Origin of the sequence: Helicobacter valdiviensis, from assembly GCF_003245365.1 — a bacterium.
In the GTDB taxonomy this organism is placed as follows: Bacteria; Campylobacterota; Campylobacteria; order Campylobacterales; family Helicobacteraceae; genus Helicobacter_D; species Helicobacter_D valdiviensis.
Map to the genome: position 1 here is coordinate 109,238 of NZ_NBIU01000001.1, position 24,273 is coordinate 133,510.

At 31.8% G+C, this 24,273-nt stretch carries 26 protein-coding genes; 16 read left to right on the plus strand and 10 right to left on the minus strand.

All coding sequences use genetic code 11. The features are described from left to right. The first annotated feature begins 2 nt into the window (after nt 1–2). The 4 genes from B6S12_RS00485 to B6S12_RS00500 all read left to right on the plus strand — a co-directional run bounded on the left by B6S12_RS00485 (nt 3) and on the right by B6S12_RS00500 (nt 2,987). Nucleotides 3–752, plus strand: a complete 750-nt coding sequence (locus B6S12_RS00485; RefSeq protein WP_111228856.1) for a pseudouridine synthase — start codon at nt 3–5, stop codon at nt 750–752. A gap of 16 nt (nt 753–768) precedes the next feature. Next, nucleotides 769–1,521 carry a lysozyme inhibitor LprI family protein gene (locus tag B6S12_RS00490; protein ID WP_111228923.1) on the plus strand — a complete coding sequence of 251 codons (753 nt, stop codon included), beginning with the start codon at nt 769–771 and terminating at the stop codon, nt 1,519–1,521. Nucleotides 1,522–1,597: 76 nt separating this feature from the next. Beyond that, on the plus strand, nt 1,598–2,308 hold the full coding sequence (locus tag B6S12_RS00495) for a lysozyme inhibitor LprI family protein (protein ID WP_111228857.1): 711 nt from the start codon (nt 1,598–1,600) through the stop codon (nt 2,306–2,308). Between the two features lie 181 nt (nt 2,309–2,489). Beyond that, nucleotides 2,490–2,987, plus strand: coding sequence for a flavodoxin (locus tag B6S12_RS00500; RefSeq protein WP_111228858.1), 498 nt, complete (start codon nt 2,490–2,492; stop codon nt 2,985–2,987). On the opposite strand, the gene B6S12_RS00505 is transcribed toward B6S12_RS00500, so the two are convergent. Together B6S12_RS00505 and purL are read right to left on the minus strand one after the other, a co-directional pair. Next, nucleotides 2,984–3,397 carry a hypothetical protein gene (locus B6S12_RS00505; RefSeq protein WP_245892440.1) on the minus strand — a complete coding sequence of 138 codons (414 nt, stop codon included), beginning with the start codon at nt 3,395–3,397 and terminating at the stop codon, nt 2,984–2,986. The two genes, B6S12_RS00500 and B6S12_RS00505, sit on opposite strands and share 4 nt — an antisense overlap. Then, nucleotides 3,384–5,594 (minus strand): phosphoribosylformylglycinamidine synthase subunit PurL, encoded by a 2,211-nt coding sequence (gene purL, locus B6S12_RS00510; protein WP_111228859.1) that lies wholly within the window; start codon nt 5,592–5,594, stop codon nt 3,384–3,386. Before purL ends, B6S12_RS00505 begins: the two co-directional genes overlap by 14 nt. 177 nt (nt 5,595–5,771) lie before the next feature. On the opposite strand from purL, the gene ppsA reads away from it, so the two are divergent. From ppsA to B6S12_RS00565, 11 genes are all read left to right on the plus strand, one after another. Continuing rightward, nucleotides 5,772–8,195: a pyruvate, water dikinase gene (gene ppsA / locus B6S12_RS00515; protein WP_111228860.1), complete on the plus strand. Its 2,424-nt coding sequence runs from the start codon at nt 5,772–5,774 to the stop codon at nt 8,193–8,195. A gap of 117 nt (nt 8,196–8,312) precedes the next feature. Then, nucleotides 8,313–8,933 (plus strand): phosphoserine phosphatase SerB, encoded by a 621-nt coding sequence (gene serB, locus B6S12_RS00520; RefSeq protein ID WP_111228861.1) that lies wholly within the window; start codon nt 8,313–8,315, stop codon nt 8,931–8,933. A gap of 19 nt (nt 8,934–8,952) precedes the next feature. Continuing rightward, nucleotides 8,953–9,954, plus strand: a complete 1,002-nt coding sequence (locus tag B6S12_RS00525) for a transaldolase (RefSeq protein ID WP_111228862.1) — start codon at nt 8,953–8,955, stop codon at nt 9,952–9,954. 68 nt (nt 9,955–10,022) lie between these two features. After that, entirely contained in the window at nt 10,023–10,559 is a 537-nt protein-coding gene (locus tag B6S12_RS00530) for a 50S ribosomal protein L25/general stress protein Ctc (protein ID WP_111228863.1), read from the plus strand. A 9-nt stretch (nt 10,560–10,568) separates the two neighbouring features. Beyond that, a complete protein-coding gene (pth, locus tag B6S12_RS00535; protein ID WP_111228864.1) occupies nt 10,569–11,144 on the plus strand; it encodes an aminoacyl-tRNA hydrolase in 576 nt (191 codons plus the stop codon). Continuing rightward, nucleotides 11,144–12,217 carry an LptF/LptG family permease gene (locus B6S12_RS00540; protein WP_111228865.1) on the plus strand — a complete coding sequence of 358 codons (1,074 nt, stop codon included), beginning with the start codon at nt 11,144–11,146 and terminating at the stop codon, nt 12,215–12,217. Before pth ends, B6S12_RS00540 begins: the two co-directional genes overlap by 1 nt. A 42-nt stretch (nt 12,218–12,259) precedes the next feature. Further along, entirely contained in the window at nt 12,260–13,792 is a 1,533-nt protein-coding gene (purH, locus tag B6S12_RS00545) for a bifunctional phosphoribosylaminoimidazolecarboxamide formyltransferase/IMP cyclohydrolase (RefSeq protein ID WP_111228866.1), read from the plus strand. Between the two features lie 16 nt (nt 13,793–13,808). Then, complete coding sequence (locus tag B6S12_RS00550; protein ID WP_111228867.1) at nt 13,809–14,462, plus strand: amino acid ABC transporter permease; 654 nt, start codon at nt 13,809–13,811, stop codon at nt 14,460–14,462. Continuing rightward, nucleotides 14,463–15,116: an amino acid ABC transporter permease gene (locus B6S12_RS00555; RefSeq protein WP_111228868.1), complete on the plus strand. Its 654-nt coding sequence runs from the start codon at nt 14,463–14,465 to the stop codon at nt 15,114–15,116. A gap of 9 nt (nt 15,117–15,125) precedes the next feature. After that, nucleotides 15,126–15,881, plus strand: coding sequence for an amino acid ABC transporter ATP-binding protein (locus B6S12_RS00560; protein WP_111228869.1), 756 nt, complete (start codon nt 15,126–15,128; stop codon nt 15,879–15,881). 65 nt (nt 15,882–15,946) lie between these two features. After that, a complete protein-coding gene (locus B6S12_RS00565; protein WP_111228870.1) occupies nt 15,947–16,768 on the plus strand; it encodes a cysteine ABC transporter substrate-binding protein in 822 nt (273 codons plus the stop codon). A 16-nt stretch (nt 16,769–16,784) separates the two neighbouring features. Here the strand turns inward: B6S12_RS00565 and B6S12_RS00570 are convergent, their stop codons facing one another. Continuing rightward, nucleotides 16,785–17,849 carry a tyrosine-type recombinase/integrase gene (locus tag B6S12_RS00570; RefSeq protein WP_111228871.1) on the minus strand — a complete coding sequence of 355 codons (1,065 nt, stop codon included), beginning with the start codon at nt 17,847–17,849 and terminating at the stop codon, nt 16,785–16,787. Nucleotides 17,850–18,053: 204 nt separating this feature from the next. Between B6S12_RS00570 and B6S12_RS00575 the strand changes: the two genes are divergently transcribed. After that, on the plus strand, nt 18,054–18,260 hold the full coding sequence (locus tag B6S12_RS00575; RefSeq protein WP_111228872.1) for a hypothetical protein: 207 nt from the start codon (nt 18,054–18,056) through the stop codon (nt 18,258–18,260). On the opposite strand, the gene B6S12_RS11790 is transcribed toward B6S12_RS00575, so the two are convergent. From B6S12_RS11790 to lolA, 7 genes are all read right to left on the minus strand, one after another. Beyond that, nucleotides 18,229–18,408, minus strand: coding sequence for a plasmid mobilization protein (locus B6S12_RS11790; protein WP_111228925.1), 180 nt, complete (start codon nt 18,406–18,408; stop codon nt 18,229–18,231). The genes B6S12_RS00575 and B6S12_RS11790 overlap by 32 nt on opposite strands. 55 nt (nt 18,409–18,463) lie before the next feature. Beyond that, the gene (locus tag B6S12_RS00585) at nt 18,464–18,649 is read right to left on the minus strand and encodes a hypothetical protein (protein WP_111228873.1); all 186 of its coding nucleotides are present in this window, start codon (nt 18,647–18,649) and stop codon (nt 18,464–18,466) included. A gap of 64 nt (nt 18,650–18,713) precedes the next feature. After that, nucleotides 18,714–19,901, minus strand: coding sequence for a sensor histidine kinase (locus B6S12_RS00590; protein ID WP_245892442.1), 1,188 nt, complete (start codon nt 19,899–19,901; stop codon nt 18,714–18,716). 77 nt (nt 19,902–19,978) lie between these two features. Continuing rightward, nucleotides 19,979–20,650: a homeostatic response regulator transcription factor HsrA gene (hsrA, locus tag B6S12_RS00595; RefSeq protein WP_111228874.1), complete on the minus strand. Its 672-nt coding sequence runs from the start codon at nt 20,648–20,650 to the stop codon at nt 19,979–19,981. 155 nt (nt 20,651–20,805) lie between these two features. After that, nucleotides 20,806–22,167: a class II 3-deoxy-7-phosphoheptulonate synthase gene (locus B6S12_RS00600; RefSeq protein ID WP_111228875.1), complete on the minus strand. Its 1,362-nt coding sequence runs from the start codon at nt 22,165–22,167 to the stop codon at nt 20,806–20,808. Between the two features lie 92 nt (nt 22,168–22,259). Beyond that, nucleotides 22,260–23,543, minus strand: coding sequence for a citrate synthase (locus B6S12_RS00605; RefSeq protein WP_111228876.1), 1,284 nt, complete (start codon nt 23,541–23,543; stop codon nt 22,260–22,262). A gap of 163 nt (nt 23,544–23,706) precedes the next feature. Next, entirely contained in the window at nt 23,707–24,249 is a 543-nt protein-coding gene (gene lolA, locus B6S12_RS00610; protein ID WP_111228877.1) for a LolA-like outer membrane lipoprotein chaperone, read from the minus strand. Nucleotides 24,250–24,273 lie beyond the last annotated feature (24 nt).

The following is a 24,273-nucleotide window of genomic DNA, read 5'->3' on the forward strand; positions in this document are numbered from 1 at the left end:
ATATGAGATTAAACCAGTATATTGCACATTTATCAAAATATTCAAGGCGTGAGGCGGATACACTTATAAAAGAGGGAAAGGTTAGTATTAACAAAGAAATTATTAGGGATTTTTCCTATCAAGTTAAAGAAAATACTAAAGTGTATTTGAATGGAAAACTACTTAGAGAAAAAGAAGAATATTCTGTAATTGTTTATAATAAACCAAAAGGTGAGCTAGTTAGCAAAAAAGATGATAGGGGTAGAAAAGTCATTTATGAGAGTTTGCCTAAACGATTTTGGCATTTTAATCCTGTTGGGAGGTTGGATTTTGCAAGTGAGGGATTGTTATTACTAAGTGATAGCAATAAGGTAGTTACTAAGCTTATGGAAAGTAAGCTAGAGAGGACTTATCTTATCAAGCTTAATGGTATGCTAAAAGATAAAGTTTTTGATGCAATGGAAGAAGGATTAAGTTTAGAAGATGCAAGAAGTGGTGCACATAAAAATAGCAAAATTACCTCTATGGAATTTGCACCATTTTTGGGATATTCTGTGATTAAAAATACAGCTAAATATTCTAAAATTAAAGTAGTGATTAATGAGGGGAAAAATAGAGAGCTTAGGAGGTTTTTTGCACATTTTAATTTGGAAGTTTTAGATTTAAAGCGTATTGCTTATGGCTTTATCCAGCTTAATAATCTTCCTACGCAAAAGGTTAGGTTTTTAACACGCCAAGAATACAATAAATTGCATGAGTTTATGGAGGAATAATTGTAAAGAGGGGGTTATGCAAAAAATTCTAATAGTTTTAGGATTTTTCCTAATATTAAGTATTGGTGCTAATGCCCAATCCGAGCAAGAAGCTAAACCTAGCTTTGATTGTGGCAAAGCAGCTACAAAAGTTGAAAAGATGATTTGCAATGATGAAAGTGGGGAGTTACAAAAACTTGATAGATTGTATTCTAAGCTCTATTTTTCAATACTAAAGCGTATCCCTAAAGATACAAAAGAGGGGCAAAATGAAAGAGAAGAACTGAAATATTTTAATCACGATGTTATGAGTAATAGAAATATATTTCAATGCTATTTTGTTGCACCATTTGAGACAAAAAAACAAGAAGACTTTCAGCTGCATTATTCTAATGATTGCATAAAGCAAATTTATTTAGAAGCGATTGCTACTTTAGCTTTTAAAATGATAGATAGTGAAGCTAATAGAGAAAAATGGGGCTTTAATGAAAGAATAAAAGATTTTATTGTCCCAATTGAAAACCCTCATGGAACCTACGATATGGATATAAAGTTTTTACCCGATTATAATCTATTTGGTAATTTTTTTGAAAATACTACTCAAAGTATTGTTATAGATTTTATGGCTTACAATATTATGCAGTGGAATTACTTTCTTGTAGATGTTCGGATTAATGAGGCAAATGCAGATTTATTTGATGAAGCAGTAGAAAAATATAAAATATACTATAAGAAACTCTATCAAGCTTTTACAAAAGATAAAAAACTCAATAAATTATTAGGAAACTAAATGCCAATTAAGACAACAGATTTAAGCTATGTTAAAAGCCTATATAAAAATTAACTTCTATATTAAAGGAGTTCTTATGCAAAAGTTTTTAATAGTTTTAGGAATTTGTGTTACTTTAAGTGTTGGCATTAATGCTCAATCTTCAGAAGAAGCTAAACCTAACTTTGATTGCGCTAGAGCAAAAAGCAAGATTGAAAAGAAAATTTGCAATGATGAAAGCGGGGAGTTACAAAAACTTGATAGACAAATCTTTAAAAGCTACCAAGAAACAAAGGCAAAACTTGATAAGAATGGCAAAAAAGTATTGTTAAATTCTCAAAAATCTTGGCTTAAGATGCGAGAAAAATGCAAATCCAAAGAATGTTTAAAAGAGCTTTTGCAAAATAGAGTTAAAGAACTACAAAATTACACAACACATCTCAATAATACATGGCTTGGGACTTATACATTACAAGAAAATCTTTATATGGGGAGTTTTACAATCCAAAAGTGTGATAAGTTTAATATTTGTGAAGCTAGATATGAGGCTATCCTTCAAAAAAACGAATTTAATGATATGCACGAATGTAGTATAACTTTGAAATTACAGATAAAATCTCCACAAGAAGCTATAGCTTTAAATGATGATAAGGATTTTGCAAATTGTAAAATTTATATTAGGAAAAATCAACAGGGTATTGTATTTACAAGAGATGAGAAAGTATTTAATTTACCCGATTATTTTTGTAGCACAATGTGTGGCAACCAAACGATATTTGAGTGGGGAGATACCTACAAAAAGGAATAGCATTATAAACATTAAAAGGCTTTAGTGAAAATTATTATAGAAAAAATAAGTCAAATTATTTGTTTATGCTTTGTGCTGCACAGGAGTTTAAACAAATTTAATAAACATTATCATAATTTATCTTATTTTAAATAAAAAAGTTATAGATTTCTAACGCTAATTTTAAATTCAAGGATAAAATATGGAAAAAATTGGTTTATTTTATGGCTCAGATGCGGGCACCACAAAAGATATAGCACAAAAGATTGCACAACATTTTGAAAATATAGAAATTATTGATGTGGTAAATGCTAAAAAAGAGCAAATTCTAAACTTTAAAAATCTAATCTTGGCAACTCCAAGCTATGGCAGTGGAGATTTACAAAGTGATTGGGAAAGTTTCTTAGAAGATCTAGAAGAACAAGACTTTCAAGATAAAATTGTAGCTCTTGTGGGTGTGGGGGATCAAGATACTTATGGAGATACATTTTGCAATGGTTTATATGAGATTTATAAAATTGTTTCTAAAAATGCAAAAATTATAGGACAAACTTCAACAGATGGCTATGAGTTTGAAGAAAGTTTATGTGTAATAGATGGGAAATTTATAGGATTAATGCTAGATCAAGACAATCAAGAAGAGTTAAGTGATGAACGCATTAGTAAATGGTGCGAAACGCTTAAAGGGCAATTTAACTAAAAAGCCTCGTATCCTAAAAGAATACATTTATTAAAGCGGGGGAGGGTGCACATAGCTTTAATATCCCCTCCTATCCCAATATCTTTTAAGGTTTCATAGTATTTTTGATCAAATTTTAAATAACTTCCACTTTCTGTGCTTAAAGCCACTCCACTTTGTTCATTTAAAAATAGAAATAAAGAAATTTTACTAAAAACTAGAACAAGTCCGCCTCTTTGAATAAGTTTCTTTTTCTCTTCAAGTTTTAGAGAATGATAACTTTCTTTGGTAACAAGGGGTCTATATCTAAAGGTGATATAGTTTTTCTCTAAAGCTTGTTTGGCAACTTGATTGTAAAAACTGTCAAAATCCATGCAATATGCAGGGAAAAATCCTAGCATACCCCATAGAATAAAACTAATTTTTCTCAATTTCTTTTTGAAAACTCTCATAATAAAGCTTGCTAGCTTCCTCTAAAGACAATTCTAAAGAACCAAGCTTGATTTTGTCTCCACCTAAAGTTGCAATTTTTTCTAAGCAAAGATTGGAATCAGCAATGAGGGCTTGAATTTTTTGTAGATTTTCTGGTTGGATTGCAATTAAAACTTGCGTAGGTGCTTCGCCAAAAAGCTCTTTAGTGCTAAAATCTTTAGTGCTCATACAACCCATTTTCCCTCTAATGCAAGCTTTACTAAGTGCTGTAATTAAGCCTCCTTGATAAATATCTGTAGCAGCTTCTAATAGATTTCTTTCATTAGCACTTGCTAACACACTCCATAAATAAAGTTCATCTTCAAGTTTAATCTTTGCAATATCTTCTTTGAAGCTATTACCTAAAAGCTTAGCGATTAAGCTTGCTCCAAATTCTTCTTTAGAAGTTTTAGAGGCTAATTTGTAAATTTCTAATCCTTCTTTATTAAAATCACTTTGTAATACATTGTTTAAATCATCTAGGATACCTACTCCAGCAATAGAAGGGGTAGGGTAGATGTCTTTGCCATTTGTTTGATTATAAAGACTTACATTTCCGCTTACTACAGGTGTATTTAAAGCTTTGCAAGCAAGCTTAATTCCCTCGCAAGATTCTTTAAACTGCCACATTACTTCTTCATTTTCAGGACTTCCAAAGTTTAGACAATCTGTAATCGCTAAAGCCCTTCCTCCTCTTAGAGCAATATCTCTACCCACTTTTGCTACGGCTTGTTTGGCACCTTCTTTAGGGTCAAGATAGCAAAGTCTAACTGGACAAGCCACACTCATACCAATCCCTTTGTTGTTTTCTCTTACGCGTATAACACTAGCCCCCCCAAAACCAGAAGGGATAATTGTATTGGCTTGCACGCTACTATCATATTGTTCATAAATCCAAGCCTTATCACATACGCTTGGGTGAGAAAGAATGGTTTTTAGTGCATCTTTTGGCTCTATTTGATTGAATAAATCAGTATTCAAAGTTTCTAATTCTTGCAAATAAGTGGGGTTTTCACACACTGGGCGTTTTAAAATAGGTGCATTTTCACTTAAAGGTGCTACAGGGATTTTAGCACAAAGCTCATTATGCCAATAAAGCTCCATAACTCCACTATTGGTAACTTCTCCGATAATTGCACAATCTAATTCCCATTTTTGGAAAATTTGCATAATTTTATCTTCACAACCTTTTTTGGCGCAAATTAACATTCTTTCTTGTGATTCGCTAAGCATTAATTCATAAGGATTCATTCCTTCTTCTCTCATAGGAACTTTATCAAGATACATAATCATACCACTTCCACTGCGTCCTGCCATTTCAAAACTAGAACTTGTTAAGCCTGCTGCTCCCATATCTTGTATCCCTACAATCAAATCTTCTTTAAAAAGTTCCAAACATGCTTCTAAAAGTAACTTTTCTGTAAAAGGATCACCTACTTGCACAGTGGGGCGTAAAGATTTAGAATCTTCATTAAAACTGTCAGAACTCATAACAGCTCCACCTAATCCATCGCGTCCTGTCTTAGAGCCTACATAAATTACAGGATTTCCTATACCTTCAGCTTTGCCATAGAAAATTTCATCATTTTTTACAATTCCTAAAGTAAAGGCATTGACTAAAATATTTCCCTCATAGCAGTCTTCAAAGCTTGTTTCGCCACCAATGGTTGGCACCCCCATACAATTTCCATAGCCACCAATCCCACTTACTACACCTTTTAAAAGATAGCGGTGTTTTGCTCCTGTGGCATCTTCTTTTGTAATATCTCCAAAGCGGATAGAGTTTAAAGAGGCAACAGGTCTAGCTCCCATTGTAAAAACATCACGCATAATTCCACCCACACCCGTTGCAGCTCCTGCATAAGGCTCAATAAAACTAGGATGGTTGTGGGATTCCATTTTAAAAACAGCTCCATAGCCTCCACCTATATCAATGACACCCGCATTTTCTCCTGGGCCTTGTATTACCCAAGGGGCTCGCGTTGGAAATCCATTAAGATAGATTTTACTAGATTTGTAACTACAATGCTCACTCCACATTGCAGAGATAATCCCAATTTCTACTAAATTAGGAACTCTACCTAATATTTTTAAGATTTTTTCATAATCTTCTTGGCTTAGTTTGTGTTGCTTTAAAATCTGCTCCAAATTCTCCATAAATCACCTTTAAATTTTGTGTAGAATTGTGTAATTTTGTATAAAATTCCACTTTTTAAAGATGAAAGTTTATCAAACTCCTCTTAAAGAGTAAATAAACTAAGAATGAGATAAAGTTAAATTAAGTAGAATAACGCTTTAATTCAATAAAGCGTAAGAATAATAGGAGATTTCAAGATGAAATACATCAGGTTTTTCAAGGAACTGAATAATAAGGATGTGCCAATTGTGGGCGGAAAGAATGCAAGTATTGGAGAAATGTTTCAAGAACTTGTTCCTATGGGTATTAAAGTCCCAAATGGTTTTGCTATTACGAGTGAGGCTTATTGGTATTTATTAGATAGTGCTGGCATTAGAGAGAAAATTAAAGAGTTGCTTGATGGAGTTGATGTTACTGAAATAGATGTTTTAAATGTGCGTTCTAAAAAAATTAGAGATATGATTTTTGGAACACCACTTCCTGCAGATTTAAGAGAAGAGATTTTAGAGGCTTATAAAATCTTAAGTGATGAATATGGTATGGAAGAAGCTGATGTAGCTGTTAGAAGTTCGGCGACTGCAGAGGATTTACCTGATGCTTCTTTTGCAGGACAGCAAGATACATATTTAAGCGTTCAAGGACAAACAGAACTTATCCATTATATTAAGTCTTGCCTTGCTTCACTTTTTACTGATAGAGCAGTAAGCTATCGTGCATCACGCGGATTTGATCATTTTAAAGTAGCGCTTTCTGTAGGGGTGCAAAAAATGGTGCGTTCTGATAAAGGAAGCTCTGGAGTAATGTTTAGTATTGATACAGAAACTGGCTTTAAAGATGCGGTATTTATCACTTCATCTTGGGGACTTGGAGAAAATGTAGTAGGTGGAACAGTAAATCCTGATGAATTTTATGTATTCAAACCTGCACTAGAGCTTGGTAAGCGTCCTATTTTAAAAAGACAATTAGGCTATAAAAACATTAAAATGGTTTATGCAGCACCTGGAGCAAAACATCCTACAAAAAATATTCCTACTACTGAAGAAGAATTGAAAAGCTTTTCTTTAAATGATGATGAGATTTTAACGCTAGCAAGATATGCAATGCTTATTGAAAAACACTATTCTAAGGAAGCAGGAGAATATCGTCCTATGGATATGGAATGGGCAAAAGATGGAAATAGTGGAGAAATCTTTATTGTTCAAGCGCGTCCTGAAACTGTCCAAAGTCAAAAAATGAAAAAACAAAATAATACTTTAGAGAAATATTTCTTTAAAAACAAAGAAGAAAAAGAAGTTATTTTAAGCGGTAAAGCAGTAGGCGGAAAAATAGGGATAGGTAAAATTAGAGTAATTGACAATATTAACAATATGGGTGAGCTTAAAAAAGGCGAGATTTTGGTTACTGATAATACAGATCCAGATTGGGAGCCTGCTATGAAAAAAGCCTCTGCTGTAATTACAAACCGTGGTGGTAGAACTTGCCATGCTGCTATCGTAGCGAGGGAAATTGGTGTGCCTGCAATTGTTGGTGCAGTGGGTGCAACCGAAAAACTAGAAACAGGTATGGAAGTAACAGTCTCTTGTGCAGAAGGCGAAGATGGATTTGTTTATCAAGGAATTCACGAATATGAAATAGAGAAAGTAGATTTAGCTTCGCTAGAACAACCTAAAACTAAAATTTATATGAATATTGGAAATCCTGAAAAAGCTTTTGCATTCTCCATGATTCCTAATAATGGAGTAGGGCTTGCTAGAATGGAATTTATTATTAATAATTATATTAAAGCACACCCTTTAGCTTTAATTGAGTTACATAATGGAAATAAAGAATTTGATGGGGTAGAGGGTGTTAGAGAGATTATGGCAGGTTATGCTAATCCAAAAGATTTCTTTATTAAAAAGATTGCAGAAGGCGTTGGAATGATTGCAGCAGCATTTTACCCCAAACCTGTAATTGTCAGAACGAGCGATTTTAAATCTAATGAATATTGCAGAATGGTAGGTGGAAAAGATTATGAACCCCACGAAGAAAATCCTATGATTGGTTATAGGGGGGCTAGTCGCTATTATTCTAAAGAATATCTACAAGCTTTTGAATGGGAATGTCAAGCTTTAGCAATGGCTAGAAATGAAATGGGCTTTAGCAATATGAAAATTATGATTCCATTTTTAAGGACTCCAGAAGAAGGGAGACGCGTATTGGAGATTATGCGCAAAAATGGACTTGTGCAAGGCGAAAATGGACTTGAAGTTTATGTAATGTGTGAATTGCCTGTGAATGTGATTATGGCAGATGAATTCTTGCAACTCTTTGATGGCTTCTCTATTGGTTCTAATGACTTAACACAATTGACTTTAGGGGTAGATAGAGATGGAGAGCTTGTAAGTCATATTTTTGATGAAAGAAATCCAGCATTACTAAAAATGTTTAAACTAGCTATTGAGGCTTGCAAAAAGCAAAATAAATATTGCGGTATTTGCGGACAAGCACCTAGTGATTATCCAGAGATTGCAGAATTTTTAGTAGAGAATGGCATTTCTTCTATTTCTTTAAATCCAGATTCTGTGATTGAAACTTGGGATAGAATTGTTAAGCTTGAAAAAAGACTTAACATTTCTTAAAAAGCAAGAATCTCTCTTGCTTTATTGAAACTTAAATAAAAAATCTAATATTTTTTCTAAATTTCTTTGAATATTGTTAAATATTATAATGCAAATAAATAATTGAAAAGGATAAATTTGAAATTAGCTGTATTTGATTTTGATTCTACATTAATGGATGGAGAAACCATTGATCTCTTAGCACAAGCACATGGAAGTTTTGAAGAAGTAAGAAAGATTACAAAAGATGCTATGAATGGTGATTTAGATTTTTATCATAGTTTAAAAAGACGCGTAGCTACATTAGAGGGAATGCCTTTAAAACTTGTCCTAGAAGTGTGTGAAAACTTAACATATAATCCAGGTGCCAAAGAATTAATCCAAGCTTTAAAAGAAAAAGATTATAAGGTTGTAGTTTTTAGTGGAGGATTTGATGAGGGAGTTTGCGCGGGAAGAAAAGCATTGGGCTATGATATTCATTTTAGCAATACCTTGCACCATAATCATGGCTTCTTAACAGGTTCTGTAGGGGGAGAGATGATGTTTTCATATTCCAAAGGAAGAATGTTGAATAAGATTCAATCTTTATTGGGTATAAGCTATGAAGATACCATTGTAGTGGGAGATGGAGCAAATGATATTTCTATGTTCCAATACGCATACAAAAGAGTGGCTTTTTGTGCAAAGGATGTCTTAAAAAAGGCTGCAAATATTGTGGTTGATGAAAAAGACTTATCAATAATCAAACAATATATTTAATTTATTTTAAGGATTAAAAATGCAAAGTAATTTTTCATTTTCTTTATGGTGTGATTTTATTGAAAGAGAGTTTTTAGAAAAAGATTTTTCTAAAATGGTTGCAGGTGATGTGGTTAAAGGAGCTACAAGTAATCCTATTATTTTCCAGCAAGCCTTAAGTAAAGATAGCTATAAAAAACAAAAAGAAGAGCTTAAAGGAAAAAATAAAAAAGAAATCTATGAAACTTTAGCAAAAAGCGACATTCAAAGAGCTGCTGAAATTTTATTACCTCTTTTTAAAAATAATCCTAATGATGGTTATGTTAGTTTAGAGGTAGATCCTAATTTGTGTGATGATGCTAAAGCTACTATAGAAGAGGGTGAAAGATTGTTTCAAGAAATCAATTATCCCAATGTGATGATAAAAATACCTGCCACAAAAGCAGGCTATGAAGCTATGGAGGCTTTGATAGCTAAGGGGATTTCAGTAAATGCTACTTTGGTTTTTACTAAAGAGCAAACAATTTCTTGTATGGAAGCCTTTAAAAAAGGTTATGAGGTTTTAAAAACACAAAGCAATAGGGCAATTAAAGACTACCCAAGAGCAGTTGTAAGCGTATTTGTATCGCGTTTGGATAGAAAATGCGATACAGTTTTAAAACAAAATAATCTACCTACTGCTACTTTAGGTATCAAAAATGCTCAATACCTTTATCATATTATTAATAATTATGAATTGCCTTGTGTGAGAACACTTTTTGCAAGCACAGGAGTAAAAGGGAATGACTTAGAGCCTAGCTATTATATAAAAGAACTTTACCATACACACTCTATTAATACCGCACCTCTACATACTATTGAAGCCTTTATGCAAGTTAATGATTTGCAAGAGGCTTATTTGCCTAGCGTTGAAAAACTAGAAGAATATTACAAAAACATTCAAGAGGCAGGGATTGATTTAGAAATGGTTTGTAAAGAATTAATAGAGCAGGGCTTAGAAGATTTTAAAATTGCATTTGCAAAAATTTTAGAAAGTCTTTAAAATTAAAGTAGTTTTTAACAAAAAAGGCTATAATTAGCACTTTTATTTTAACTTAGTAAGGAAAAAGAATGTTAAGCGGAATAATTAGAGAGAGTATTTCAAAGGCTGAAGTAAAACAGTTGAGAAAAAATGGTTATCTAATTGCCAACATTTATGGTAAAGGCAAAGAAAATATCCATTGTGCTTTTAAGAGAAATGATTTTATTCGTGAAGTAAAGAATAAAACAGATTTAATTTTTAATGTAGAAGTAGCTTCTAAAGAATATCCAGTAGTTATTCAAGAATATCAAAAAGATCCTATCACAAGCGAAATTATCCATGTGGATTTAATGCTAGCCCAAAAAGGTATTGAAGCAAAATATTCTGTAAAAGTAAGAACAGTAGGTGTGCCTAAGGGTTTAAAAAATAAAGGTGCTTTGATTATTTCTAAAAAGAGAATTAAAGTAAAATCTGCTCCTGAAAATTTACCAAAAGATTACGAAATTAATGTAAGTGATTTGGATGTGGGCGATGTAGTATTGGTGCGCGATTTGCCACAAACTGCAGGTGTAAAAATTGTAGAGCGTGATGATGTTGCTATCGTAGGTGTTGTTAAATCACGCTAATTTTTTAAAATGTTTTTAGTTGTCGGTTTAGGAAATCCAGGTAATAAATACGAAAATAACCGCCACAATATAGGCTTTAAAATCATAGATTCTTTAATGGAAGATTTTAAAGCCATTCATATTTCTAACAAAGACTTTTTAGGTGAGCTTTATAAATCTCATAATCTTCTTTTTTTAAAACCTACTACCTTTATGAATTTGTCAGGAAAATCCGTTTTAGCGGTAAAAAATTTTTATAAAGTGCAAGATATTTTAGTATTGCATGATGAATTGGATTTGCCTTTTGGTAGCATTAAATTTAAATATGGTGGAAGCAGTGGAGGGCATAATGGATTAAAATCTATAGATGCACTGTGTGGAAATTTATATTACCGTTTGCGTTATGGAATTGGCAAACCATTAGAAAAGGAAAAGGTAATTTCTTGGGTGCTAGAAGATTTTACAAAAGAAGAAATAAAACTCCAAAAAGACTTAATTTTACATTGCATAAAAGCAATTAAAGAGATAATAAAGTTACAAAATCCACAAGAATTAGCAAGTAAGATAAGTGCCCATTTTACTTTAAATGCAAAAAAAGAGGGATAATGAAACTATTTACGCGTTATATTGTTTTTTTGTATTTAAAGTATTTTTTTATTTTTTTTGCATCTTTGGAATGCTTTTTTGTGGTAGTAGATTTAGCAAAATATCTTGATAGATTACCAAGTTCTGCTAATTTAATGGTATTGCTTATTTTTTATGATTTTTTGTATGCAAGCAATTTTATTTTACCCCTTGCTTTAATTTTGGCACAAATTGTTCTTTTTTTGGCTCTTGTTAAAAATTCTCAATTTACTGCTTTTTTGGCATTAGGCTATACCAAAATAAAACTTTTCTTGCCTGTTTTTATAAGTGCATTTTTACTAACTTGCGTTTATGTGCTTTTGAATTTTACCTCTTTTGCATACGCAAAAGAAAAGATTGATATGATTGTAGATCAAGGTTTTTTAGGAGATTTTAAAAAAGATCTTTTTGTAAAATACGATCATTCCTATGTATATTTTGGTCGTATTTTTCCTTTTTTAAAGAGTGCTGAAAACATTAAAGTATATGAATTTAATAGTGAAGGCACCCAGTTAGAGCGTATTTTAGAATCGCAAAAGGCAACTTTTAATAATAACGAGTGGATTTTAGAAAATGTTAGCATTAAACAAATAAAAAATATTCTTAAGTTAGGAGAGACACCTCTTAATATAGAAGAACAAGCAGAGTATAAAATCTTAAGCGGTTTTAAACCAAAAATTTTAGATAGCATTTATGAGCAAGAAAATGGTATGTCTATTTTAGATGCGTATGAGGCAATTTTCTTATTAAAAAACCAAGAAATTAACACACAAAAAATGCGTGGAGTTTTGTATTCTTTGGTATTTTTTCCATTTTTTGCACCTTTAATTATGGTAATTTTGGCCTATTTTGTGCCAAACTCTAATCGTTATTGTAATCTTGTGGCAAATGCTTTAGGAATGATTTTAATGGTCTTGGTGGTTTGGGGAATCTTTTTTGGATTTTCAAGACTCTCAATGAGTGGTTTTTTACAGCCTGAAATTAGCATTTTAGGACCTGTAATCTTACTAGGGTTAAGTAGCATTTGGATGTTTTTTAAACTAAGTAAAGTTTGATTTGTTATAATCCAAATTTATTTTAATTGATGAGGAAGTAGAATGACAGCACTTTTAAGTGTGAGCGATAAGAATGGAATAGTTGCTTTTGCTAAAGAATTAATAGAACTTGGATATGAGATTTTATCTACAGGTGGAACACTAAAAACTCTAAAAGAAAATGGCTTAGAAGTTTTAGATGTAAGTAGTTATACACAAAGTCCAGAAATGTTTGATGGCAGGGTAAAAACCTTACACCCAAAAATTCATGGAGGAATTTTACACAGAAGAGAATTGCAAGAAGATGTGAAAGTGGCTAAAGAATTTGGCATTAAAGATATTTCCTTAGTTTGTGTCAATCTTTATCCCTTTAAAGAAACTATAGAAAAAACGGATGATTTTGATGAAATTATTGAAAATATTGATATAGGTGGTCCTTCAATGGTTAGGGCTGCTGCTAAAAACTTCCAATCTGTTTTGATAGTTACAGATACAAATGATTATAAAGAAGTAATAGAGCGTTTAAAAAGAAATGAAAATACGCTAGAGTTCCGTCAAGCAATGATGATAAAAGCCTATGAGCATACTGCAAACTATGATTGTATGATTGCAAATTATATGAATGCAAGATTTAAAGGTGGTTTTGGAAATAAACACTTTATTTATGGAACTTTAGTAGCGCCTACACGCTATGGAGAAAATCCACACCAAAAAGGAGCTTATTATGAGTTTGATAAATTTTATTCTAACGATTTTAAAGCCCTAAAAGGTGAAATCAGTTTTAATAATCTAACCGATATTAACAATGCAGTTAAAATTGCTTCAAGCTTTGGAACTTCTCCTGCAGTTTGTATTGTAAAACATGCAAATCCTTGTGGTTTTGCCATTAAAGAAACGCTTTTGGATTCCTATAAAGAAGCCTTAAAATGCGATAGCGTTTCAGCTTATGGGGGTGTAGTAGCTATAAATGGAGAAGTAAATCAAGAATTAGCAGAAGAGATTAATAAAATTTTTATTGAAGTTTTAATAGCACCAAGCATTACAAAAGAAGCTTTAAGTGTATTTGAAAACAAAAAAAAGATTAAAATTTTTGTATGCGGTGGAGAATATTTAAAATTCCCTAAAGACAAATATGATTTTAAACATATTGAAGGTGGATTTGTATTGCAAGATAGCGATAGTGTAGGGGAGAATGAAGTAAGAGATGCTAAATGTGTTAGTAAGCTAGAAGCCACAAAAGAACAAAAAAGGGATTTAGAGATTGCTTATAAAGTGGCTTCTTTAGTCAAATCAAATTGTGTTGTTTATGTGAAAAATAATGCAATGGTAGCTGTGGGCATGGGGATGACAAGCCGTGTAGATGCTGCAAAGAGCGCGATTAGAAAAGCACAAGAAATGGGACTAGATTTAAAAGGTTGCGTTTTGGCAAGTGAAGCATTTTTTCCTTTTAAAGACAGCATAGAAGAAGCCCATAAAGCAGGTGTGAGTGCTATTATTGAGCCAGGTGGTAGCATTAGAGATGATGAAGTAATTGCATGTGCTAATGAACTTGGAATGTCCTTATATTTTAGCGGAGTAAGGCATTTCTTACACTAGGATTTAGGGGATAATTTTGTTTGATTGGGAATTTATCTTACAATCCATTCCAGCTTTTAGCAAAGCGTTATGGCTAACGCTCCATCTTTCATTTTTTGGAATAGCCTTGGCGATTATTTTTGGCTTTTTTGTGGCATTGGTGCAGTATTACAAGATTAAATATTTAAAAACATTTGTAAATATTTATGTAGAAATTTCAAGAAATACACCCATGCTGATACAACTTTTTTTTATTTATTATGGGCTTTCGCGACTTGGTTTAAAGCTTGAAGCTTATACTTGTGCTATTTGTGCAGTTGTATTTTTGGGAGGAAGCTATATGGCAGAATCTTTTCGTTCTGGATTTGAGGCTGTAAGCAAGATACAAATTGAATCTGCCAAAAGTTTAGGGCTAGAGAATTTGCAAATTTTATTTTTTATTACATTGCCTCAAGCTCTTGTTGTAAGTTTGCCTTATATTGGAGCAAATGTAATCTTTTTGCTTAAAGAAACTTCTGTAGTAACTGCTATTGCATTGCCTGATGTTTTATATGTCACTAAAGACATTATTGGAACTTATAGCAAAACAAATGAAGCTTTTTTATTGCTTATTGCTTGTTATTTAATTGTGCTTTTACCTATTTCTATTCTTTTTTCTGGCCTAGAAAAATATTATAAAAAAAGGCTATAGATGGAGATTTTATTAGATTTTCAAAATATTAGACGCCTTATGCAAGGACTTTTTATTACTTTTGAAATTTCTTTTGTTGCTATATTTTTTTCTTGTATTTTTGGGTTTATTTTAGGGTATTTAATGAATGCAAAAAATCTTTTTGTAAGATTTACTTGTAATTTTTATTTAGAAGCAATTAGAATTATCCCTGTTTTGGCTTGGCTTTTTATTGTGTATTTTGGCCTTTCATCAATTTTTAGTTTTAGTGCTGTTGGAGCTTGTATCTTTGTTTTCAGTCTTTGGGGAATTGCGGAAATGGGAGATTTAGTAAGAGGTGCAATAAGCAGCTTACCCAAACACCAAATTGAAAGTGCAAGAGCATTAGGGTTAGGCGAGGTTAAAATACAAATTTTCATTTTGCTCCCACAAGGCTTAAAAAGATTATTGCCTTCTTTAGTGAATCTTTTTACAAGAATGGTTAAAACTACATCATTGGCTGCTTTAATAGGTGTGAGTGATCTTTTGAAAATAGGGCAACAGATTATTGAAAATAATATCTTAGAAAATCCGTTTGCTAGTTTTTGGGTTTATGGAGGAATATTTTTGGCTTATTTTTTATTATGTTATCCTCTCTCACTGTTTTCAAAAAAATTGGAAGATAGATTGCAATAAGGAGTAAAATTGTCTCATCATATTAGTAATGAAGTTTTATTAGATATTAGACATTTAAAGAAAGACTTTGGAGAACATAAAATCCTAAAAGATGTTTCTTTAAAAGTTAAAAAAGGCGAAGTATGTGCAATTTTGGGACCTAGTGGATGTGGCAAAAGCACATTTTTGCGTTGCATTAATGGATTAGAAGAAATTAGCGGAGGAGAAATTTATTTTAAAGGTGAGTTAATTTGTGGCAATACTAAACCTAATTGGAGTAAATTAAGACAAAAAATTGGTATGGTATTTCAAAATTATGAACTTTTTCCACATTTAAGTGTTATGGAAAATATTTCTTTAGCACCTATAAAAGTGCAAAAAAGATCCAAAGAAGAAGTGTATCAGCAAGCACTAGAGTTGCTAGCAAGAGTGGGACTAGAAGATAAAAAAAACTTTTATCCTAAAAATCTAAGTGGTGGACAAAAACAAAGAGTGGCAATCATAAGGGCTTTATGTATGAATCCTGAAATGATTTTGTTTGATGAAGTTACCGCATCTTTAGATCCTGAAATGGTAAAAGAGGTTTTAGAGGTAATCAAGGAATTAGCAAGCGAAGGAATGACTATGATACTTGTTACCCATGAGATGAAATTTGCACAAAATGTAGCAGATACCATTGTGTTTTTTGATGGTGGAGAAATAGCGGAAATTGCGAAGCCAGAAGAGTTTTTTGCAAAACCAAAAAGCAAAAGAGCGCAAAAATTTTTGAGTGTTTTTGACTTCTAAAACCTAAAAATAAAAGTTTTTCTTGCTAAAATAGGCGGGTAAAATTTTTATTTAAGGTTGATTTAATGAGAAAGTTAATTTTAAGTTTTATCTTAGTGTTATTAGGAATTGTTTTTGTAGGTTGTGGCAATAATAACCAAGAAAACAAAAATAGCCTAGAAAACATTAAACAAAAAGGTGTTGTAACAATTGGAGTTTTTAGCGATAAACCTCCTTTTGGTTTTGTAAATAAAGAAGGTAAAAATGATGGCTTTGATGTGTATATTGCAAAAAGAATTGCCAAAGATTTGTTGGGCGATGAAAGCAAAGTTAAATTTGAGCTAGTAGAGGCCGCTAGTAGAGTAGAGTTTTTAAAAAGCTCTAAAGTAGATATTATTATGGCAAACTTTACTAAAACTAAAGAAAGAGAGCAGGTTGTAGATTTTGCCACTCCTTATATGAAGGTAGCTTTAGGCGTGGTTTCTAAAGATGGGAGCATTCAAGATGTGAAGGATTTAGCAGGCAAGAAATTAATTGTAAATAAAGGAACAACTGCAGATTTTTACTTCAGTAAAAACCACCCAGAAATTGAGCTTTTAAAATATGATCAAAATACAGAAGCATTTTTAGCACTTAAGGATGGCAGAGGTGTAGCTTTAGCACATGATAATCTTTTAGTATATGCTTGGGCAAAAGAAAATGAAGGTTATAGCGTTGGAATTTCCAAGCTTGGTGCAGAAGATGTAATTGCTCCTGCTGTCAAAAAAGGTGATAAAGAGCTACTAGATTGGCTTAACAAAGAGTTACAAACTCTTAATGAAAACGGCTTTATGCAAGAAGCTTATCAAAAAACTTTAGCTCCTATTTATGGGGAAGATAAAGCAAGTTCTGTGTTATTTACAAAATAACTTCATATATGCCCTTTTAGGGCATAATTTCTGTTGTAGCTTTTAATCTTTGTTTATCAAAATGGGTATAAATTCTTGAAGTATCTAAACTCGCATGTCCTAATGCTTCTTGCACTAAAACCAAATCTTGACTTTTTTGATAGAGTAGGGTAGCAAAGGTATGTCTTAGCATATGTGCTCCATTTTTTTCTTTTCTGATACCATTTGTAAGCAATACTTGTTCAACAACACGGCTTACATAAGCTTGTGTGAGTTTGCCTCCTTTATGATTACAAAAAAGAAAATCATTGTCTTTGGTATCTACTCTAGTGTTTAAATATCCGCTTAAATCTGTTTGGATATTTTGAGCCTTAATCATTACAACACGCGGTTTATTTCCTTTTCCACGCACTTGAAGCACATAAAATTCTTTATCCAACATCAAATCTTTTATTTTTAAATTTAGAGCTTCACTCACACGAATACCTGTATAGATGATGGTTTTCAATAAGAGTCGGTTGCGATAAGCCAAGTCTTGCTGCTTAAAAGGAAAGCTGTCAATACCTTCCAAAAATTTCTTTACTTCTTCTTCATTCATATAAGCAGGTAGCTTTTGCCCGCTTTTACCACGCAAACCTCCCCAATTTTTAAGTTCAATTCTAAAAATATGTGAAGTTCCATCATCTTCTTCGTTTTGTTTGTCAATAAAACCAAAAAAATTAATAAGTGCAATACGGTAATTTTTTTTACTAGCATCTTTAAGAGAACTTGTATGGATTGTTAAAAATTCTCTTAGCATTTCCTCATCTACTTCTTTTAAAGAAGCTAAGCCTAGATATGTAAGATATTCATAAAGCTTTAAGAGCGGATTAATATAGGTATTTATTCCTATAAGTCCTGCATTTCTGCATTGTTTGCATACTTCTTGGAGATGATTAATGCTTTCTGTGCCTTTACGCAAGGTTTCTAGGCTTTTAATAATTTCTTTTTTATCATCTACTTGATGGTTTGAGAGACTATTTAATTTATGATAAATAAAACGCTCCAGCCAAAAAAGCAAATTTTTAGGAAAGTCATCTTTAAAATCTATAGGATAACGCATAAAATACCTTTGGTGTTTAATTTATACTAATCTTAAATGAGATTAAGATAATTATTAAAGATTAGATTATATCCAAAAGAAACTTAATTTTAGTATTGAAAACTATAATTTTCAAACTATTAAGGATTTTCAAAGGAGACAGACTAAAGCTTTAAAAATGCCCTATTGATGAATAATTGTTAATAAGTTTCTAACTCTTTTGCAATGGAAACTTTACCCCATAAACAAAAGATCCATTCTTTTACTTATAAAGAGTTAGAAATTCTTACCAAAGAATTTAAAATAGATAACAATCACTTTTTAAAAGCTATGGCACTTAAAATCAAACAAAATGAAAAAGATTTTATAAAATCAAAAAATATTAAAAATAATTTGGCAATTAGTCCTCATTCTGAAAAATCTTTAAAGTAATGTATTGGCTTATAGGCAGTCTTGCTTTTTCTGCTTTCTCTTTAACTTTTTTAAAATCCTCATCGTTTAGATAGATACTAATTACATTATTTCTCTTCTTAGATTCTTCTAAAGACTTACGCCCTCTTGTTCCTTTTTTGTTATTGATAAAATCATTAACTTTTTAAGATTATTTTTAACTTCAAATTTATTCATTAAACACCTTATTTGCAATAGTTTTGTAATTCATTGACAAAGCTAAAATCTTTTTCTTGCTTAGAAGATAGGAAACTTCTAAATTTTTCCAATTTAGAAGCATTTGCAATTTCTGCTTTTAAGTCCTTAAGGCATTTTAGGGCTTTATTAGTATTTTGCTCCCCTGCTCTATAACGATAAATCTTTAATCGCATTAGAGCTTTTAAGAGCTCTTTAGAGAAATTTTATAGAATTTTATTGAAATATTATTGATAAGCTTTATGTAATTTTAAGCATAAAAGTAGCGACTGTGCCTTGAGTATCTTTGCGGTTTTGCAAAGAAATATTTCCGCCAAGAGCATTAGCTGCATTTTTAGCTAAAAACAGTCCAAGCCCTGCTCCACTCTTGTTTCCAGAGCGTCTAAAAGGAGCGTAAATATTATCCAACTCACAATCAAGCCCACATCCCTCATCCAAAACAATAATTTGCAAGAATCCATTTGTGGTTAGCTGACTTTTTAGCTCAATATGTTTGTTTTGCGGTGTAAATTTAAAGGCATTTTGTAAGAAGTTTTGCACAATTTGTGTAAGTAGCGTAGGCTTAATATTGGCAAATAGTTCTTGAGGCTCCAAAAGGATATTAAAAATCTTGTTTTCTTTTTGTGCAAGAATTTTGAAGTTTTCTGCAAGCTCTCTTAAAATCTTCATAATATCTACATCACTTGTTTTTTCAAATTGAGCACTCTCTTGCCTACCTAATTCTAAAATTGTTTTAATAATTGCATTCATTTCATCAATACTTTTAATATTTGTTTTTAAAGATTCTATATATTTTTCTTTATCTCTTTCTTTTAGGAGTGTAACTTCTGATTTTGTCTTCATTACAGCAAGCGGAGTTTTTAACTCATGAGCAATACCAATAAATAATTGTTTTTGGTATGAAAGGTGGTTTTTGATTTTATTTAAAAGCTCGTTGATAGAGGCAATAAGAGGTTGAAACTCTAAAGGGAGATTGTCCTCTTTAATATTTTCCAAATTGCTTTCTTTTAAGGTAGATAGTGATTTTGAAAGCTTTGATATGGGCTTATAAAGAATATTAGAAAAAGCAAGTGCAAAAAGTTTTATTAAAATAAGCCCAAAAAATCCAACTATAATAATACTATGTAGAATTTTATCTAAAAAGGCATTAATTTGTGTAATGTCTTGTGTGATTTTTAGAGCTTGATTATTTTTGTAAAAATAGATAATTTCATAAAACACTCTCTTATCTTTTTTATAAGTTTTTTCGCTGTTTGTAATTTTATTTTGTGTAGAAATAATCTCTATTTTAAGTTTTTCATCTTTTAAAATATCCGGTTTTTGAATATAAAATATTTGCCCTACTTTATAGGAAATACTACTTTGAAGGATGGTGTGAATATTATCATAAATATTATTTTTAATATCTGCATAAAAAGAATTACGCATATAAGCATAAAGTGAAAAAGAGAAAAGAAAAATTAATAAGCTAAAGGAGACGACAATTTGTCGCGTATAGTCTCCCCTTATGCTCCTTTTGGATAACAAAATCTATATCCCCTACGACGAACTGTTTCTATTGTAGCGATACTTAGAGGTTTATCCATTTTTTGACGGATTTGATTAATTGCTACTTCAATAACATTTGGGGTTACTAGTTCTGGCTCTTCCCAAATAGCATCTAATAATTGTTCTTTAGAAACAATCTGATCTCTATGTCTAGCTAAATGCGTTAAAACTTCAAAAGGCTTACCTTTAAGTTCAATTTCTTGACCTTTATAAGTAATTTTTTCTTCATCTGGATTGATGATTAAATCTTCAATCTCAATTAAATTGGTTCCACCAAAGCGGAGTCTAGCTTCAATTCTGGCTAAAAGCACATTAAAATCAAAAGGTTTAGCCATAAAATCATCTGCCCCACCCTTTAGTGCAGCTACTTCACTTTCCACATCATCTCTTGCAGAGATTACAATTACAGCAGTTCTTGGAGATTTATTTTTAATTTGTGTAATAATCTCTAAACCATTGCCATCTGGCAACATCCAATCTACAAGCACTAAATCATAATTTCTAATACTAATGTAGTATTCACCATCCTTAAGATTTTCGGCAATATCAGTTTGATAATTAAACTCATTCAAGCCTTCCGTAATGGTTTTATTTAAACTAATTTCATCTTCGATTATCAAAATTCTCATTGAAAACTTCCTCTTACAGCAAAAATTTATGAAATTGTAACATAATTTTTAGGAAATTTTAAACAAATTTTTATGAAATTTTAAATTTTTATCAAAATAAAGCATAATTAAGCAAAAAATTAGGTAAATTTGTGGCATTTTACCACAAATACACCTTAAATTTTTCTATGTTTTAAAATATCGGCTATCAAAAAGGAAAGTTCTACAGCTTGATTTGCATTTAACCTAGGGTCACATTGTGTATTATAGTTACAACCTAGATTTTCTTCAGTAATAGCCTGCATACCTCCTATACATTCTGTTACATTTTCTCCAGTCATTTCAAGATGCACACCACCCGCATAAGTTCCTTCGCTTCTGTGGATTTCAAAAAAGCTTTTTACTTCGCTTAAAATATTATCAAATGCTCGAGTCTTATAACCACTACTTGCTTTAGTTGTATTTCCATGCATAGGGTCGATACTCCATACAATCTCCCTGCCCTCCCCTTTCACACCTTTTAGCAGTCTAGGCAACTTTTCATTGATGGTATCTGCCCCCATTCTAATAATAAAATTCAAACGCCCTGCTTCATTTTTAGGATTTAGAATGTCGCAAATTTTTAAAACATCTTCTTTTGTGGCATTTGGGCCTATTTTTACCCCAAGAGGATTGTCTACTCCTTTTAAAAATTCCAAATGCGCCCCATCAAGATTTCTAGTTCTCTCACCAATCCATAGCATATGTGCTGAACAATCATACCATTGTCCTGTTAAATGATCTTGTCTAGTAAGTGCTTCTTCATAATTTAATAATAAAGCCTCATGGGATGTGTAAAATTCTGTTTCTCTTAAAATAGGAGTGTTTTTAGAACTAATTCCACAAGCCTCCATAAATTCTAATGCTTGATTAATCTTTTGTGCCATTTCTTGATAACGCACACTAGAACTTCCACTTGCAAAATCAAGATTCCATCTTTGAACTTGATTTAAATTGGCAAGTCCTCCTTGTGCAAAAGCACGGATTAGATTGAGGGTGGCTGCTGATTGATGATAAGCTTCTAAAATCCTTTGCGGATTAGGCTCTCTTGCACTTTCACTAAATTCAATGGAATTAATAATATCTCCACGATAACTTGGCAAACTTACCCCATTAATACTCTCATAATCGCTAGATCTTGGCTTTGCAAATTGTCCTGCAAGTCGCCCTACTTTTACAATAGGACAAGCTCCCGCATAAGTTAAAACCACAGCCATTTGCAAGATTACTTTAAATAAATCTCTAATTTTAATAGCATTAAAATCATTAAAGCTCTCTGCACAGTCCCCCCCTTGAAGTAAAAAAGCCTCCCCTTTGGCTACTTTAGCCAAATGGGTTTTAAGCGATCTTGCTTCACCTGCAAACACAAGAGGCGGAAGCTTACGGAGCTTTGCTTCTACTTGTTCTAATTCTTGTAAGTTTTTGTAAATAGGTTGTTGGAGGGCTGTTTTGTGCCTCCAACTTTTTAATTCCCAATCAATAGATGAAGTGGTCTGCATAGAATATTCCCTTGTATTTAAAGTTTTGGGCTTTATTCTAGCCTAGAATAGATAAAAGGAGACTTACCTATTCCTTATTTTTTACTTATTTTCTATTTTCCTAAATAAACTTGACGCGGACGCGTAATTCTTGCATGTGGATTTTTAATATGTTCCATAACTTGTGCACACCATCCAGGCATTCTACCAATTACAAACATTGGAGTAAAAAGAGGTACTGGAATTTTAAGTGCTGTTAAAATAATACCGCTATAAAAATCTACATTTGGATAAAGATTTCTCTCTTTAAAATAGTCATCATTAAGTGCAACCTCTTCTAATTTCTCTGCAATCTCACTTAATCTTGCATTCATTTTAATGCCTTTTGCATTAAGTTCATCTTTTAAGGCTTTGATAGCTTTTGCCCTTGGATCATAACTTTTATACACGCGATGTCCAAATCCCATTAATCTAAATGGATCATTTTTGTCTTTAGCTTTTGCTACAAACTTATCTACATTTTTAACATCGCCAATTTCATTAAGTTGCACCAAAACCTTTTCATTAGCTCCACCATGAGCTGGCCCCCAAAGTGCATTGATACCTGCTGAAATTGCAGCATAAGGATGCACCCCAGTTGATGCCACATTTCTTACTGTTGTTGTGGAAGCATTTTGTCCATGATCTGCATGGAGAATAAAGATTTTATCTAATGCTTCTACTTCCAAAGGGGTAATTTCTTCTTCTCCTTGTAATGTGTGTTTTAATTTACCTCCTGGATAAGCTCTAAGCATATAAAGAAAATTTTCTACATAAGAGCGACTAATATCAGGATAAATAAAAGGAGCACCAATAGAATTGCGGTAAGAAAAAGCTACTAGAGTGGTAATCTTTGCAATAATTCTTCTTGCCATGGTTTGATAATCATCTTCATCATCCATTTCTTTATGATCAAAGTGGAAAGTAGAAAGTGCAGCAACTGCCGAACTTAGATTTGCCATAGGATGTGCTCCATCTGGGAAGGCACTAAAAATATTAATAAGCCCTTCATGTAAAAATGATCGGTGTCTAAGCTCTAAATCAAATTCATCAGATTCTTGTTTGTTTTTAGGTGCTTCTCCTGTAATGAGTAGTTTTGCTACATCACTAAATTTATATTTGCTTACAATTTCTTCAATAGGTTGCCCTTTATAGAGCAATTTTCCATTTTTCCCATCCACATAACTAATTGTAGATTCGCAACCTGCTGTGGAGCCATATCCAGGATCATAGGAGAAAATATTTGTGCGTTCAAATAATTTACTAAAATCTACTGCTTTTGGACCTCTTGTGCAGTCAATTAAATCAAAATCAAATTTTTCACCTGTTTCATTGTTGATAAGCGTAATAGTTCCCATTGCTTAACTCCTTAAAAATATTCAAGATGTATTGTCTATTTTAGCCTAGTATTTTTAAAGAAGTCAAAAAAAATTTAAATTTTTGAGTAAAATTTAAAATGCTTTGTGGGCTTTTTACTCAATTTGCAGGAGTTTTTTAAAGCGATACTGTTCTAGATTGTTTTTATTGATAAATAATATCAATATTACTAGGAGGGGTAAAATCAAAAATGTTATCATTTTTTAATGCATTAATTTTTATATTTTTTAGCTGTATTTCTACCTTATTGTTTAGCTCATCTTTGTAGCGGATAATATAAGGTAAATCACTTTTTAATTCTATGGAGTAAATTTGATTAGACAAAATTGCTTCATAATGATTTTTATCCACCTGCTTTGCTTCTTTTAATAGAGTGAGCAAATTTAACTCTTCTTTTAGAGTGCTAAAAGTAGCTTGCTCTAGTTTTGGTTCATAGATTATTAAGGTATTGCCTTCAATATATACTTCCTTTATGATGGGATTGTTATATTTCCATAAGGCACTTTTTGGACTTTTTAAAAAAATTTCTCCCTCATAAATGATTTTATGGTTATCTTCTGAAGTTAGAGTTTGGGTAAAATTTGCTTCCAAACTTTGAATTTTATTAGGTTCAAACGCTTTTAAATTGGTTAATAAAAAGCTTGAAAAACAAAAAATTTTAAACATTAAAAACAAAAATTTAAACACAATAACTCCTTACTTTTAGATAAA